At 57.8% G+C, this 14,303-nt stretch carries 14 protein-coding genes; 10 read left to right on the forward strand and 4 right to left on the reverse strand.

Going from position 1 to position 14,303, the window contains the following annotated elements:
* Position 1 precedes the first annotated feature (1 nt).
* Together HMPREF3178_RS26620 and HMPREF3178_RS26625 are read right to left on the reverse strand one after the other, a co-directional pair.
* The gene (locus tag HMPREF3178_RS26620) at positions 2–1,339 is read right to left on the reverse strand and encodes a maltoporin (RefSeq protein ID WP_004104869.1); all 1,338 of its coding nucleotides are present in this window, start codon (positions 1,337–1,339) and stop codon (positions 2–4) included.
* Positions 1,340–1,562: 223 nt separating this feature from the next.
* Positions 1,563–2,834, reverse strand: a complete 1,272-nt coding sequence (locus HMPREF3178_RS26625) for a PTS sugar transporter subunit IIC (RefSeq protein ID WP_070585612.1) — start codon at positions 2,832–2,834, stop codon at positions 1,563–1,565.
* Positions 2,835–3,008: 174 nt separating this feature from the next.
* Here HMPREF3178_RS26625 and HMPREF3178_RS26630 point away from each other — a divergent pair, with 174 nt between their 5' ends.
* From HMPREF3178_RS26630 to sitD, 9 genes are all read left to right on the forward strand, one after another.
* On the forward strand, positions 3,009–3,323 hold the full coding sequence (locus tag HMPREF3178_RS26630; protein WP_004104871.1) for a PTS sugar transporter subunit IIB: 315 nt from the start codon (positions 3,009–3,011) through the stop codon (positions 3,321–3,323).
* Between the two features lie 9 nt (positions 3,324–3,332).
* Positions 3,333–4,655: a PTS cellobiose transporter subunit IIC gene (locus HMPREF3178_RS26635; RefSeq protein WP_004104872.1), complete on the forward strand. Its 1,323-nt coding sequence runs from the start codon at positions 3,333–3,335 to the stop codon at positions 4,653–4,655.
* Between the two features lie 23 nt (positions 4,656–4,678).
* On the forward strand, positions 4,679–4,993 hold the full coding sequence (locus tag HMPREF3178_RS26640) for a PTS lactose/cellobiose transporter subunit IIA (RefSeq protein WP_004104873.1): 315 nt from the start codon (positions 4,679–4,681) through the stop codon (positions 4,991–4,993).
* Positions 4,994–5,238: 245 nt separating this feature from the next.
* Positions 5,239–6,153, forward strand: coding sequence for an ROK family protein (locus HMPREF3178_RS26645; RefSeq protein WP_004114773.1), 915 nt, complete (start codon positions 5,239–5,241; stop codon positions 6,151–6,153).
* A 56-nt stretch (positions 6,154–6,209) separates the two neighbouring features.
* Positions 6,210–7,172, forward strand: a complete 963-nt coding sequence (locus HMPREF3178_RS26650; protein WP_004104875.1) for a LacI family DNA-binding transcriptional regulator — start codon at positions 6,210–6,212, stop codon at positions 7,170–7,172.
* 174 nt (positions 7,173–7,346) lie between these two features.
* The gene (locus HMPREF3178_RS26655; RefSeq protein ID WP_004114775.1) at positions 7,347–8,264 is read left to right on the forward strand and encodes a metal ABC transporter substrate-binding protein; all 918 of its coding nucleotides are present in this window, start codon (positions 7,347–7,349) and stop codon (positions 8,262–8,264) included.
* Positions 8,261–9,082: a manganese/iron ABC transporter ATP-binding protein gene (locus HMPREF3178_RS26660; RefSeq protein ID WP_004104877.1), complete on the forward strand. Its 822-nt coding sequence runs from the start codon at positions 8,261–8,263 to the stop codon at positions 9,080–9,082. Before HMPREF3178_RS26655 ends, HMPREF3178_RS26660 begins: the two co-directional genes overlap by 4 nt.
* The gene (gene sitC, locus HMPREF3178_RS26665) at positions 9,079–9,927 is read left to right on the forward strand and encodes an iron/manganese ABC transporter permease subunit SitC (protein ID WP_004104878.1); all 849 of its coding nucleotides are present in this window, start codon (positions 9,079–9,081) and stop codon (positions 9,925–9,927) included. The genes HMPREF3178_RS26660 and sitC overlap by 4 nt, the downstream gene beginning before the upstream one ends.
* On the forward strand, positions 9,921–10,775 hold the full coding sequence (gene sitD / locus HMPREF3178_RS26670; protein WP_017145502.1) for an iron/manganese ABC transporter permease subunit SitD: 855 nt from the start codon (positions 9,921–9,923) through the stop codon (positions 10,773–10,775). The genes sitC and sitD overlap by 7 nt, the downstream gene beginning before the upstream one ends.
* A 177-nt stretch (positions 10,776–10,952) precedes the next feature.
* Here sitD and HMPREF3178_RS26675 read toward each other — a convergent pair whose 3' ends face one another.
* Both HMPREF3178_RS26675 and HMPREF3178_RS26680 read right to left on the reverse strand, forming a co-directional pair.
* On the reverse strand, positions 10,953–11,303 hold the full coding sequence (locus tag HMPREF3178_RS26675) for a nitrous oxide-stimulated promoter family protein (protein WP_004104880.1): 351 nt from the start codon (positions 11,301–11,303) through the stop codon (positions 10,953–10,955).
* Positions 11,304–11,379: 76 nt separating this feature from the next.
* Entirely contained in the window at positions 11,380–11,664 is a 285-nt protein-coding gene (locus HMPREF3178_RS26680) for an Rdx family protein (protein WP_004104881.1), read from the reverse strand.
* 215 nt (positions 11,665–11,879) lie between these two features.
* On the opposite strand from HMPREF3178_RS26680, the gene HMPREF3178_RS26685 reads away from it, so the two are divergent.
* Entirely contained in the window at positions 11,880–14,249 is a 2,370-nt protein-coding gene (locus HMPREF3178_RS26685; RefSeq protein ID WP_017145501.1) for a TonB-dependent receptor domain-containing protein, read from the forward strand.
* Positions 14,250–14,303 lie beyond the last annotated feature (54 nt).

The raw sequence follows: 14,303 nt of genomic DNA on the forward strand, positions 1-14,303 counted from the left end.
CTCAGAACCAGACTTCGGCCTGCACGCCGAAGTTCAGCGTGTCGGTATCGCCGCTGCGCGAGTAGCTACCGGCGGAAAGGGTATTGGTGCTCCAGTCGTAGTTGCCGTCCAGCGCGTCGGACACCCCCTTATCCCACTTCGCGTAAGTGACGAAGAAGCGCAACTGCGGGCGCGTCCAGAAGCCGGAATCAAAGGTCAGGGTCGGCGCGATGGTCACTTTAGTCAGGCCGCCTTTGCCCTTGCCGTCCACGCCTTTGTAGTTTTTATCGTCGAGATATTCGTAGCCCAGCTCGTACTGCATGGCGAAGTTTTTGGTGATCTGCTGATACGGGCGGATCCCCGCCACCCAGCTGGTGCGCCCCCAGCCTTCGGCGTCTTCCGTCCACCAGCGGTAGTTTTTGTCTTTCTGATAGTAGGCAAACGTGGAGATTTCCCAGTCGCCGAGCGAGGCCATGTTATCCAGCACCACGCGCCAGGATTGGGTATCGTCGAGGTTTGCCCAGCCCCAGCCGTTTTTACCCAGCGAGTCTCCCGCCGCCAGGCCGCGTCCGTACTGGAAGACCACGCGAGAGTAGCCGCCGGTCAGGCCGTAGAAGCCGTCAAAGTTGTAAACGCCGGTCACGCCGTAGCCTTTTTCCGCCGAGGTCGGGTGCTTCTCGTTGCGGTTCATGTGGTGGCCAATCAGCTCAAGATCGAAGCCGGTGCCGCCGATCTTTTTCAGCCACAGGTTGAGCGAGTAGTCATCCGGATAGCCCTGATCGCCTTTGTCGACCGGGTAGGCTTTGGTTTCGTCCGTCGGCGAGAAGGCGTAAACCCCGGCATCGAAGCGCGCGAAGCCAAGATCCATATTGTCGAAGCCGCCGCCGGTGCCGTTGTACTGAATGTACTCCCAGTCAAACTGATGGCTGGAGGTGTTGGAGCTGCTGTAGCGCTTACCGGCCCAGAAGGTCATCTCCGGGGCAAAGTCGAGGTTAGACAGTTCGGCAAAACCTTCGCGGAACTGCACATCATGCCCGTCGTCGTCCTGACAGTTCCAGTCAGAGGTACATTTTGACTGATGGGTGATGTTGGCCTGGACTTTTGCTACCACGCCGCTGTCCGAGGTTAACGTCACCGTTGGGATCAGTTCGATCTTGGTATCTTCTTCGTTGCCCAGACGCCACTTGCCGTCCGGCATCAGGCCAACGGAGTCAGCGCGATTGCCGTCGGCGTTGGCAAGGATCCCTGAACGGATATAGCCATGCAGCATAAAATCGTACTTCGGATCGGCGCTGGCGCAGTCGCTCATCACCGCAAGGGCAAGTAAAGACAGAGGTATTGAATGATTTAGCCTGATCATTTTTTATCCTTGGTTATTTTTTTATTAACACTGCCTGAGAACGGGAGGAAATTTACGGATCAAAAAAGGAAATGTACATCCACAAAAGGAAAGCGCTTTCCGTAATTGCCGGATGAGTTCACAAATTTAACGATAGCGGGCAAATATTCGTGATGGAGTTCACATATTCTGGCAGAAATAAAAAAGCCCGCGCAGGGCGGGCTGGGGCAGACAGGCGAAAAGCTTAGCGTTCAGCGTCGGCAAGCTGGCGTTCGTAGACCTTAAAGAACGGGCGATAGAGCATCCAGGCGTTAAAAATAGCGAACAGGCACATGCATAAGTTTTTCCAGCTACCGTTGGCTGACCACGCCGCGCCGAGCGGCGCCGGCATCGACCACGGCAGCATCGCCACCGCCCGGTCGAGAATCCCCAAATGGGTTAAATACCAGGCGATACAGGCATTTATCAGCGGCACAAAAATAAACGGCAGCAGAAAAACCGGGTTCATGATAATCGAAAAGCCGAACAATATCGGCTCATTAATGTTAAACAGCGAGGGAAGCAGGCCAATTTTCCCGACGCTTTTCAACTGCCGGGAACGGCTGCGCATCGCCATAAAAACCAGCGGCAGCGTCGAGCCGATACCGCCGATTAGCAGGTAGAAATCCCAGAATCCCTGCAGGTAAATATGCGGTAACGTGGCGGAACCGGCGGCCAGCGCCTGTTGGTTTTCAAACAGATAGGTCATCCAGAACGGGTTCATAATCCCGGTGATAATTAGCGCGCCGTGAATACCGACAAACCAAAGCAGGTTGCAGATAAATAACGATATTAAAACCGCGGTTAGGGTATCGGAGGCCACCACCAGCGGCCGTACCGCTTCGCTAATCAGCTCCGGTAAAATGCGCCCGGTGCTTTGCAACAGCAGCGCGTTAATGACGCTAATAGAGAGCATCACCACCAGCAGCGGAATCAGTAGCTGAAAGCCGTTACGGGTCATCACCGGTACCTCTTCCGGCAGGCGGATGCACCAGCCTTTCTTATAGAAAAAGCGTACAATTTCAATGGAGTAAGTACTCGATATCAGCGCGGTAAAAATCCCCATTCCGCCAAGAAAAATATTGGTCGCGCCGTTGTCGCGAAAGCCGATAAACAGCAAAAACGCCAGGCAGCCGGTCAGCCCGCAGAGCCGCTCCGGTAGCCGGTACTGCTTGGCAAGACTGGCGCTGGCGCCGAAGGCCACAATCAGCGCCACCAGCCCGATAGTCAGTTCAAAAGTCGGCAGCAGAATAGGCCGCAGCTGGAAATAGAACTGGCCAAAGGCCGATGCGCCGTCGATGGAAACGGGCGGAAACAAAATCGGCACCAGCAAACTTCCGACGATCACAAACGGCATCGCCAGCGCAAAGCTGTCGCGCATCGCCGTAATGTGGTTATTGCGCGTCAGAACGTTGGCCAGCGGCGCCAGCCGCTGCTCGATGATATCGACGGCAACATTCATTAACTGAATGTTCATAATCCTGCCTTTCAGAAGAGAGTAGTCGCCAGGATGATCGCGCACTCCTGTGTAAAGTAAAAGCCCGTCATAGGTGATCGTGGTCACAATAAATAAATCCACAAAAGGAAAGCGCTTTCCGTTTTATATCCGTTGTGACTATAGTCGGCGCATCCCACTCATCAGGAGCGATATATGAAAAAGATAATGTTGTGCTGTTCCGCGGGCATGTCCACCAGCCTGCTGGTGAAAAAAATGATCGCCGAGGCCGAGCAGCGCGGGTTGCCGGTAGAGATCAACGCCTTTGGCGTCGCGGAGTTCGATCAACAGGTCGGCCATTACCAGGTGGTCCTGCTGGGGCCGCAGGTGAAATACATGCAGAAAGATCTGCAAAAACAGGCTGATAAATACGGGATCCGCGTGGAACCCATCAACATGATGGATTACGGCATGCAGAAAGGCGGCGCCGTGCTGGATTTCGCGCTTTCCCTTATCGATAACAAAAACTAAGGAAAGATCATGAGCTCTCTGTACGCGAAGCTGATCGCCGTGATTGAACAGAAGATCACGCCTATGGCGGGGGCGATCGGCCAGCAAAAATACGTCACCTCCATCCGCGACGGTTTCATTACCGCCCTGCCCTTTATGATCGTTGGCTCGTTTTTGCTGGTGTTTATCTTCCCGCCGTTCTCCCCGGATACGACGTGGGGCTTTGCCCGCGCCTGGCTGCAATTTTCGCTCGATCATCGCGATGCGCTGATGCTGCCGTTTAACTTCAGCATGGGGGTGATGACGCTGTTTATCGCCGTCGGGATCGCCGCCAGCCTGGCGAAGCACCATAACCTGGACTCGCTGACCGCCGGGATGCTGTCGCTGATGTCGTTTCTGCTGGTGGCCGCGCCGCTGAAAGATGGCCAGATCTCTACCGCCTACTTCTCCGGCCAGGGGATCTTTACCGCAATTCTGGTGGCGATTTACTCTACCGAGCTGTACGCCTTTCTCAAACGCCACAACATTACGATCCGTCTACCGCCTGAAGTTCCGGCGGGCGTGGCGCGCTCGTTCGAGATCCTGATCCCGGTGCTGGCGATCGTGCTGACGCTGCATCCGCTGAACCTGTTTATCGAAGCGCAACTGGGCATGATCATTCCGGAAGCGATCATGTCGCTGGTGAAACCGCTGGTGGCGGCTTCCGATACCCTACCGGCGATCCTGCTGTCGGTACTGGTGTGCCAGGTGCTGTGGTTTGCCGGCATTCACGGGGCGCTGATCGTCACCGGGATTATGAATCCGTTCTGGATGGCGAATCTGTCGATCAACCAGGCGGCGATGGCCGCAGGCACCGCGATTCCACATATCTATGTCCAGGGCTTCTGGGATCACTATCTGCTGATCGGCGGCGTCGGCTCCACCCTGCCGCTGGCGCTGATGCTGCTGCGCAGCAAGGCCGTGCATCTGCGGACGATTGGCCGGATGGGCGTGGTGCCGGGCGTATTTAACATCAACGAACCGATTCTGTTCGGCGCGCCGATCATCATGAACCCGCTGTTCTTCCTGCCGTTCGTGCTGGTGCCGATGGTCAACGCGACCCTGGCCTACTTTGCGCTGAAGCTGGACCTGGTCAGCCGCGTGGTGTCGATGACGCCGTGGACGACGCCGGCCCCTATCGGCGCCTCCTGGGCGGCAAACTGGAGCTTTAGCCCGGTGATCATGTGCCTGATTTGTATGGCGACGGCGATGGTGATGTATCTGCCGTTCCTCAAAGCCTACGAAAAACAGCTGCTGGAGCAGGAGCACGCTAACGCCGCCGCCCAGGCTGAAGGCGCGCCGCAGTCCGCATAATTCATACTATTCAGAGGTTTGTCATGGAATTAGAAGAACAGGTGATGGGTATTATCATCAACGCCGGGCAGTCGCGCAGCCTGTGCTACGAAGCGCTGAGCTGCGCTAAAGCGGGGGACTTCGCCGCCGCCGACGAAAAAATGAAAGAAGCGGCGCATTTTGCCCGCGAAGCGCATCGGGTACAGACCCAGCTGATTGAAGCCGACGAAGGCGAGGGTAAAACCAAAATGACCCTGGTGATGGTTCACGCTCAGGATCATCTGATGACCTCGATTCTGGCGAAAGAGCTGATCGGCGAACTGATCGCCATTTACCGCTCGCGGCCGCTGCACGCGTAGGGCTCCCCTCTCCAGGGGAGAGAAGAAAACCGGCCTGCATCGCGGATGACGTAGCCCGGGTAAGGCGTTGACGCCGCAACCCGGGAAAACGGTAAATGCTCATGTCACCTGGCTGACTTCCCGGCTCGCGCTGCGCTTAGCCGGGCTACCCGGACTGCACGCGTAGCGCCCTCCCGGAGAAAACCGGCTGGCATCGCGGATAACGTCGCGGCCCGGGAAACCGTCGACCACGATTAAGGATAACTATGCTACATCTGGGTTTAGACATTGGCGGCACCAAAATGGAAGCCGTCCTGCTCAACGCGGCGGGCGAATGCGTCTATCGCCAGCGCCGTCCGACGCATAAAGAGAGCTATCAGGCGTTTATGCAGCAGCTGCTCGGGCTGATTGCGACCGTCAGCGACTGGAGCGAACGGCCGTTTACTATCGGCATCGGCCTACCGGGGGCTATCGACCCGCAAAGCGGCCTGATTAAAAACTGTAACTGTCTGGTGCTCAACGGCCACGACCTGCGTCATGACCTGATGCGGGAACTTGGTCAACCGGTATGGATGGCGAACGATGCCGACTGCTTCACCCTCTCTGAAGCGGTGGACGGCGCGGGCGCGGGGGCAACGACCGTATTCGGCGTTATTATCGGTACCGGCTGCGGCGGCGGCATCGCGGTGAACCAACGGCTACTCAGCGGGCCTAACGCCATCGTTGGCGAGTGGGGACACAATCCTCTGCCGGGCTATTGCCCCGAGCGCGACGGTCCGGCGCAGCCCTGCTACTGTGGCAAAGAGAACTGCATCGAAAGCTTTATTTCCGGCACCGGCTTTGCCCGCCGCTACGGCGAACAGGCGCCTGCGGAAGCGATTATCGCCGCCGCGCAAAACGGCGAACCGCAGGCGCTGGCCCACTGGTGGCATTTTATTGACGCTTTCGCCCGCAGCCTGGCCTCGGTAATCAATATCCTCGATCCGCAGGTGATTGTGTTGGGCGGCGGGCTCTCCAACGTCGGGCAAATCTACGAGCAGCTGCCGTCGGCCATCGTCCCGTATCTCTTTTCCGACAGCTGCCGAACGCAGATCAAAAAGGCGCGCTTCGGCGACGCCAGCGGCGTGCGCGGCGCGGCCTGGCTGCCGGTTCTGGCCGCTGCTGAAGGCCCTCGCCGGTAGACACTTTTTTCAGCAGGTATGCTAAGCTAGGCGAAAATATTCAGACAGAAAAAGCCATGCCAACCATTGATGATGTTTCAAGATTAGCGAATGTCTCCCGAGCGACGGTATCCCGCGTGCTGACCGGCACCCGGGGCGTGCGCGAAGAGAGCCGGGAAGCGGTGCTGCGCGCGGTAGAAGAACTTAACTACCGCCCGAGCTTTGCCGCGCAAAACCTCGCCAGTCAAACATCCAATCACGTGGGGCTGGTGATCCCGGCAAACGATGAAAGCAGCGGCGCGCGCCTGCTGCCGATGCTTTCATTAGCGCTGAAGGGGCTGAATAAGAACCTGATTGTTCAGTACGTCACGGATGCGGCGGAACAGGCGGCGGTCGTCGATGATCTACAGCGTCAGTGCGTGGCGGTAGTGGTACTCGGCGCCGTCCCGGCGGATGCGCCGCGCAACGTGATCTCTTTTGACCGTTTCAGCATTGCCGGGGTCAATAATCAGGGCTATGACTACGCTTTTGCTACCGAAAGCGCCTGCCGCTACGTGATCGGCAAAGGCCATCGCAATATCGCTCTGCTTATTGATAGCGACAGCGATGACGCCAGCCGCCAGATGCTCGAAGGCTATCGCAACGTCCTGCAAAACTACTCCATCCCTTTTAACCGGCAGCTGATGCTGGCGGCCAACGACAACGTTGAACAGGCGCTGCTGACGCTGATCAACAGCTTCAGCAAATACTCGGTGATTATCGTGAAACGCGACCGCTACGCCGCCGAAGCGATGCGCCTGCTGCGCGAATTCAACATCGCCGTACCGCAGGAGGTTTCGCTGCTGAGCCTGGAGGATTCTCCCCTCGCCTCGCTGCTGAATCCGCCGCTGACCTGTATCTCCTGGCCGCTGGAGCAGCTGATGGAGAACTGCCTGCAGCGTATCCGCAACCTGATTGACGAGCGCCCCGCCTTCTCTCCCGAAGGGCGCACGCTGGCGGGCCGCCTGATCCCCCGCCAGTCGGTGGCCGATCTCTCCTGATTTTAGCGCCCGGCCCTTTGGCCGGGCCTTTTCCGCACGCGCCGCTGGTTTCAACGCTAATCATTCGCCTCACATCTAAATAAGAATTATTTTCATTTATAAATAGCTTATGCTATATAACATAGCAATGGCTATAAATGATGATTAATTAACCGCAACGTTGTGAGGGACCTTATGCTGCACCTGCCACCTTTGAAGCATCTGATGTTTGCCGCGACTCTGGCGCTGCTGGCCGTCGCCCCCGTCCAGGCCAAAGAGAAATTTAAAGTGATTACCACCTTCACGGTGATCGCCGACATGGCGCAAAACGTCGCGGGCGACGCCGCCGACGTCAGCTCCATCACCAAACCGGGGGCCGAGATCCATGAATATCAGCCGACCCCCGGGGATATCAAACGCGCGCAGGGTGCGCAGCTCATCCTCGCCAACGGCCTGAATCTTGAACTGTGGTTCGCCCGCTTCTATCAGCACTTAAACGGCGTACCGGAAGTGGTGGTCAGTAACGGCATTCAGCCGATGGGCATCAGCGAAGGGCCGTATAACGGCAAACCCAACCCGCACGCGTGGATGTCGGCGGACAACGCGCTGATCTATGTCGATAATATTCGCGACGCGCTGGTGAAATACGATCCTGCAAACGCCAACGCCTATCGCCACAACGCCGAAGCATACAAAGAGAAGATCCGTCAGACCATGGCGCCGCTGAAGGCGGAACTGGCGAAGCTGCCGCAGGATAAGCGCTGGCTGGTGACCAGCGAGGGCGCGTTTTCTTACCTGGCCCGCGATAACGGCCTGCAGGAGCTCTATCTGTGGCCGATCAACGCCGACCAGCAGGGTACCCCGCAGCAGGTGCGCAAAACCATCGACACCATGAAGAAAGAGCGCATCCCGACCATTTTTAGCGAAAGCACCATTTCCGATAAACCGGCGCGTCAGGTGGCCCGGGAAGCCGGCGCCCACTACGGCGGCGTCCTGTACGTCGACTCCCTGAGTACCGCCGATGGCCCGGTGCCGACCTACCTCGACCTGCTGCGCGTTACGACCCAAACCATCGTCCAGGGCATCAACGACGGACTAAGGAAACAGGCATGAGCCATGAGCAGCCGGGCCTCGCGGTCAACAACGTCAGCGTCACCTACCGCAACGGCCACACCGCGCTGCGCGATGCCTCGTTCTGCGTCCCGCGCAGCTCTATCGCCGCGCTGGTCGGCGTGAACGGCTCGGGAAAATCGACGCTGTTTAAAGCGCTGATGGGCTTTGTGCGCGTCGGAAAGGGCGATATTGCGATTCTCGGTCAGCCGGTTAATCGCGCTCTGCGGCAGAATCTCGTCGCCTACGTTCCGCAGGCGGAAGAGGTGGACTGGTCCTTCCCGGTACTGGTGGAGGATGTGGTAATGATGGGGCGCTACGGCCATATGGGCTGGCTGCGGCGGGCCAAACCGCGTGACCATGAGATTGTCGACGCCGCCCTGGCGCGGGTCGGCATGAGCGAGTACCGCCATCGCCAGATCGGCGAACTCTCCGGCGGCCAGAAAAAACGCGTCTTTCTGGCCCGCGCTATCGCTCAGCAGGGAAAAGTCATCCTGCTGGATGAACCCTTTACCGGCGTCGACGTGCAGACCGAAGCGCGCATCATCGAGCTGCTGCGGGAATTGCGCGACGAAGGCTGCACCATGCTGGTTTCCACTCACAACCTCGGTTCGGTAAGCGAATTCTGCGACTACACGGTGATGGTCAAAGGCACCGTGCTGGCCAGCGGCCCGACGGAAAGCACCTTTACCGCTGAAAACCTCGAGCTGGCGTTTAGCGGCGTGCTGCGCCACGTGGTGCTGAGCGGCGCGGAAGAGCGGATTATTACCGACGATGAGCGGCCATTTATCAGCCGCCGGGCGGCGGGGGGCGAAAGATGAGCTGGCTGCTGGAGCCGTTTAGTTATCACTATATGCTGAATGCGATGTGGGTTTCGGCCCTGGTAGGCGGGGTGTGCGCATTTCTCTCTTGCTACTTGATGCTCAAAGGCTGGTCGCTGATTGGCGACGCCCTCTCCCACTCCATTGTCCCCGGCGTGGCGGGCGCTTATATGCTCGGTCTGCCCTTTGCGCTGGGGGCGTTTCTTTCCGGCGGGCTGGCCGCAGGCAGCATGCTGTTTCTTAACCAGCGCTCGAAGCTGAAGGAAGACGCGATTATCGGCCTGATCTTCTCCTCTTTTTTCGGTATTGGCCTGTTTATGGTGTCGCTGAATCCGACCTCGGTGAATATCCAGACCATTATTCTCGGCAATATTCTGGCAATTGCCCCGGAGGATATTATTCAGCTGGCGGCGATTGGCTTTATTTCGATGGCGATTCTGCTGCTGAAGTGGAAAGACCTGATGGTGACCTTTTTCGATGAAAGCCACGCTCGTTCGATTGGCCTCAACACCAGCGGGTTAAAGCTGCTGTTCTTTACCCTGCTGGCGGCCTGTACCGTGGCGGCGCTGCAAACCGTCGGCGCGTTTCTGGTGATTTGTCTGGTAGTGACGCCCGGTGCCACCGCCTGGCTGTTGACCGATCGCTTCCCGCGCTTGCTGGCGATTGCCGTTGCGATTGGCAGCCTGACCAGCTTTTTCGGCGCCTGGCTGAGCTACTATCTGGACGGGGCGACCGGCGGGATTATCGTCGTCGCCCAGACGCTGCTGTTTTTAGCCGCTTTTGTTTTCGCGCCGAAGCACGGCCTGCTCGCCAGCCGTCGCCGCGCCAGGGAGGCCTCATGCTGAGCGCGCTGCTTGAACCTTTTCAGTTCTCCTTTATGGTCAACGCCATGCTGGTGGCGGCGATCGTTGCCGTCCCCTGCGCGCTGCTGTCGGTCTTTTTGGTGCTCAAAGGCTGGGCGCTGATGGGCGATGCCATGAGCCACGCGGTTTTTCCGGGGGTAGTGGTAGCGTATATCCTCGGTATCCCCTTCGCCATCGGCGCGTTTATCGCCGGGTTATTCTGCGCCATCGCCACAGGCTATCTCGACGATAACAGCCGCATTAAACGCGATACGATCATGGGCATCGTGTTTTCCGGGATGTTTGGCGCGGGCCTGGTGCTGTACGTGTCGATTCAGTCGGAGGTGCATCTCGATCATATTCTGTTTGGCGATATGCTGGGAATTTCCGCCGGCGATATTGCGCAAACGTCGCTGATCGCACTGGGAATAGCACTAATTATCGGGTTTAAGTGGCGTGATTTTCTGCTGCACGCCTTTGACCCGCAGCAAGCGAAGGCCAGCGGATTGCACTGCGGGCTGCTGCATTATGGGCTACTGTGCATGATTGCGCTGACCATCGTGGCGACGCTGAAAGCGGTGGGGATCATTTTGTCGATTTCGCTGCTGATAGCGCCGGGGGCGATCGCTCTGCTGCTGACGCGACGTTTTGTCAGCGCCCTGCTGCTGGCGGTGGCGATAGCGTTAAGCTGTTCGCTGGGCGGCGTGTGGCTGTCGTTTTATCTCGACAGCGCCCCGGCGCCGACCATTGTGGTGCTGTTTACCGTCCTGTTCGTTATCGCGTTTGTCTGGACGTCGGTTCGCGATAGTCAGACCACAGCCCGTTCCGGCGAGGCCCCGGATCGCGGCTGACGCCTTATCCGGCCTACCTCTCCCGTAGGACGTAGCCCGGACAGATGCGCAGCATCGCCTCCGGGGAAAATTCGCCATTTTTTAGGCCAGCGAGGCCCCGGATCGCGGCTGACGCCTTATCCGGGCTACAGACCGCACGAATTGTAGCCCGGCTAAGCGCAGCGCAAGCCGGGGAGTTTATTGCGGCTTTTTGGGTCGATACTTTTCCGGTAACTCCGGCACCGGGCGTTTATCATCGATCAGGTGGCGAATCGTCAGGATCGGATGCCGCCAGAGCATCCTCGGCCCCGCCCAGCGCATAATCTGCTTCATCTCTTCGCGTTTCGCGGGCTGATAGCAGTGCACCGGGCACTGCTTGCAGGCCGGCTTTTCTTCGCCAAATACGCACCTATCCAGCCGCTTGTCGGCATAGGCGTTGAGCGCCTGATAGTGTTCGGTATCGTCACGGGCCTCCGGGCAGCGGCGCTGGTAGAGCGCGATCATGCTGCTAATGGTCTTTTTTTCCCGCGCAATACGTTTGCCCGCCATCGCCTGTTCCTCCCGAAAAAGATGTATTCATAATACACATTCAGAGAGGGCGATGCAGCCCCATACTCCCTGAGGATTATGCCGGCTTGTCCAGGTGCCCCAGCGGTTTTTCCGGGAAGCATACATCGCGTACCCGGCGCTTGAGCTCCGCCGCATCGGGGAAACCTCCGTCCTGCTTGCGCTCCCAGATTTGCACATCATCAACGGCGACCACGAAGATCCCGCCGGTCCCCGGCACCAGCGTGACCGAAGCGATGTCGGTGCTAAAGCTGTGCAGCAGCTCCTGGGCCATCCAGCTGGCGCGCAGCATCCAGTTGCACTGCGAACAGTAGGTAATGGTAATCGCGGCTTTGTGGCTCATCGGCTTCTCGCTGTCAGTAAAAGGGCAAATTGTAAACAACTTGCAGATTAATTGAAGAATACATGATTATTTTGTTGCAAACGATAATACCTATCATTACCATTCGCAATCAACAAGCATGGAGAAAAAACGTCCAGTAACGGAATAACGGGACACACCTGCACTCTGGAAGTAACGCGTGAGCCAATACTAATAATGATTAAGGCGTGGCTACTATGTATAACTCCACTCAATCAACAGCATGGTTCAAGAAAAGCCTGCTGGTGACTTCTTTGCTTACAGCAATTTATCAGACTTCCGCCGGGGCGGCTGATACCACCGCGAAAACCACCAGCAGCGCATCGACTGATGACAGCTCGGAACGGATGACCGTTACCGCGCCGGCGCCGTTGCTGAAAGCGGGCAGCGAACATTCGATCAGCGCTCAGGAGCTGCAGGATAAAGGGGCCAACGACTTTGGCTCGATCATGCGCTACGAGCCGCTGATTAGCGCCACCGGCGCCAGCGGCGGTTCCGGCAACGGCAAAAGCGGCTTCGACCGCGGCGGCTATACCGGCTACAATATTCGCGGCATGGAGAGCAACCGCGTCGGGATCGACGTCGACGGCATTGCCCAGCCGAACGCCACCGGACGCAGCTACGCCAGCCGCGCGGGCCTCAATACCTTCGGTATGGGTCGCGACTATATTGACCCCTATATGTACGGCAGCATTGATATTCAGTCCGGGGCGACATCAACAGAAACCGCCAACAGCGCCATCGGCGGCAACGTCTCTTTCCGTCCGAAATCTGCGGATGACTATCTGCATCCGGGCAAAACCAGCGCCTTCGGCTACCGCAGCGGCTACGACTCATCCGATCGCAGCTGGCACAACGGCGTCACCGTTGCCGGCGGCGACGAGACCCTGCGCGGGATCTTCGTCTACAGCCGTCGCGACGGTCAGGAGACGGAAAATAACAGCGGGACCGTTGATTCCTATCCGGCAAACTGGCACTCGGACGCCTTTATGGCCTCCGGGATCTGGCAGCCCAATGACGAGCATAAGTTCACCAGCACCTTCGATTATTACCATAAAACGAACCACACCCATTACGACGCCTGGGACTCCAGCGGCAACAGCGTTATCGGCACGTCAAACCAGACCAGTCAGACCCGTCGCTGGGGCCTGAGCCTGAAAGATGACTGGACGCCGATGAATGATTATATCGACAGCGTATCGACTAAAGTCTACTACCAGCATACCGAGGCCCACGACTGGACCTATATGCCGGACAGCATCACCCGTGCGATGCAAACGGTGAGCTCCGACTATGACACCGACACCTGGGGTATTCAGAGCGCGCTGGCAAAATCAATTGGCCGCCACGATCTGAGCGCCGGTTTTAACGCCAGCACGACGAAAACCCAGCGGCCGTTAACCCAGTCGCCAACCCCAAGCGCTTATAGCCAGATTATGCAGCCGGACGCCGATAGCCGCGGCTATATCGTTGCGGGCTTCCTGCAGGACAAAATTAACTTCGATCTCGACGGCCATAACTTCGCGGTGATCCCGGGCATTCGTGTGATGCATCAGTCGACCAAACCGGAAAACGTCTCCGATTTGGCCAACAACAGCAGCGTACTGACCGGTTCCGACGTGTCAAATCTGTACGGTAAGAACGCTGATACTCAGGCGCTGCCGTCGCTGGTCTTGCAGTACGATATCACTCCGCGCCTGATGACTTATCTGCAGTATCAGCGCGGCGCGCAGTTCCCTAACGCCAGCCAGCTGTACGGTTCCTGGAACCTCGGCTCCAGCTACGCCGGACGCGCCCAGTATGCGCTGATCGGCAACACCGATTTGAAAACCGAAACCAGCGATAACGTTGAGTGGGGGATGAAAGGCGAAGTGACGGAAGGCATCACCATGCGCACCGCGCTGTTCTATAACACCTATAAGAACTTTATCGCCTATACCCGCTACACCCGCGCCAATAACCCGCTGCAGTTCGCCAGCGTTCCGTCGAACATCTACACCATTTACCAGGCGGAAAACCGCGATAAAGCCTATATCTACGGCGGCGAAATCAGCGCTAAATTCAACTTTGGCACCTGGTTTGAAGAGGTTAACGGCCTGAGCGCCACTCTCGCTTACGGTTATAGCGAGGGGCAATCGAAATCCAGCTACAGCGGCGACAAGTACGTTGACCTCGATAGCGTCGCGCCAATGAAGGCTATCGTCGGCGTGGCGTGGGACGATCCGGCAAAAGTGTACGGCACCGCGCTGACCGCCACCTTTGTTAAGGGCAAGCGCGCCACCGCTACCAACCGTGAAAGCTATACCAACACCGGTTCCGCCATTACCGATTCGACCAACGAATATATGCGCGTTCCGGGCTACGGCATGCTGGACTGGACCGCGTACTGGCAGGTCGCGAAGAACGTGCGCCTGAACGGCGGCGTTTACAACATTACCGATCGTAAATACTGGGATTATCTGAGCAGCCGCAATATCGAAACGGCGACGAATCAGGACGCCAACGACAGAGCGCTGGCGGTGATGCCTGGCCGTACCTGGCAGTTGGGCGTGAACGTCGATTTCTGACCGGCCAATAATAAGAAACCTGCTCCCCGGCCGCGCGCCGGGGAAACTCATCGT

Source organism: Klebsiella sp. HMSC09D12 (assembly GCF_001808475.1).
Classification (GTDB): domain Bacteria; phylum Pseudomonadota; class Gammaproteobacteria; order Enterobacterales; family Enterobacteriaceae; genus Klebsiella; species Klebsiella oxytoca.

Excerpts from the sequence above, each read along its gene's own strand:
- HMPREF3178_RS26685 (WP_017145501.1), top strand. The coding sequence starts at position 11,880 with ATGTATAACTCCACTCAATCAACAGCATGGTTCAAGAAAAGCCTGCTG.
- HMPREF3178_RS26630 (WP_004104871.1), top strand. The coding sequence starts at position 3,009 with ATGAAAAAGATAATGTTGTGCTGTTCCGCGGGCATGTCCACCAGCCTG.
- HMPREF3178_RS26620 (WP_004104869.1), bottom strand. The coding sequence starts at position 1,339 with ATGATCAGGCTAAATCATTCAATACCTCTGTCTTTACTTGCCCTTGCG.
- HMPREF3178_RS26655 (WP_004114775.1), top strand. The coding sequence starts at position 7,347 with ATGCTGCACCTGCCACCTTTGAAGCATCTGATGTTTGCCGCGACTCTG.
- HMPREF3178_RS26650 (WP_004104875.1), top strand. The coding sequence starts at position 6,210 with ATGCCAACCATTGATGATGTTTCAAGATTAGCGAATGTCTCCCGAGCG.
- HMPREF3178_RS26645 (WP_004114773.1), top strand. The coding sequence starts at position 5,239 with ATGCTACATCTGGGTTTAGACATTGGCGGCACCAAAATGGAAGCCGTC.
- sitC (WP_004104878.1), top strand. The coding sequence starts at position 9,079 with ATGAGCTGGCTGCTGGAGCCGTTTAGTTATCACTATATGCTGAATGCG.
- HMPREF3178_RS26680 (WP_004104881.1), bottom strand. The coding sequence starts at position 11,664 with ATGAGCCACAAAGCCGCGATTACCATTACCTACTGTTCGCAGTGCAAC.
- sitD (WP_017145502.1), top strand. The coding sequence starts at position 9,921 with ATGCTGAGCGCGCTGCTTGAACCTTTTCAGTTCTCCTTTATGGTCAAC.
- HMPREF3178_RS26635 (WP_004104872.1), top strand. The coding sequence starts at position 3,333 with ATGAGCTCTCTGTACGCGAAGCTGATCGCCGTGATTGAACAGAAGATC.
- HMPREF3178_RS26660 (WP_004104877.1), top strand. The coding sequence starts at position 8,261 with ATGAGCCATGAGCAGCCGGGCCTCGCGGTCAACAACGTCAGCGTCACC.
- HMPREF3178_RS26675 (WP_004104880.1), bottom strand. The coding sequence starts at position 11,303 with ATGGCGGGCAAACGTATTGCGCGGGAAAAAAAGACCATTAGCAGCATG.
- HMPREF3178_RS26625 (WP_070585612.1), bottom strand. The coding sequence starts at position 2,834 with ATGAACATTCAGTTAATGAATGTTGCCGTCGATATCATCGAGCAGCGG.
- HMPREF3178_RS26640 (WP_004104873.1), top strand. The coding sequence starts at position 4,679 with ATGGAATTAGAAGAACAGGTGATGGGTATTATCATCAACGCCGGGCAG.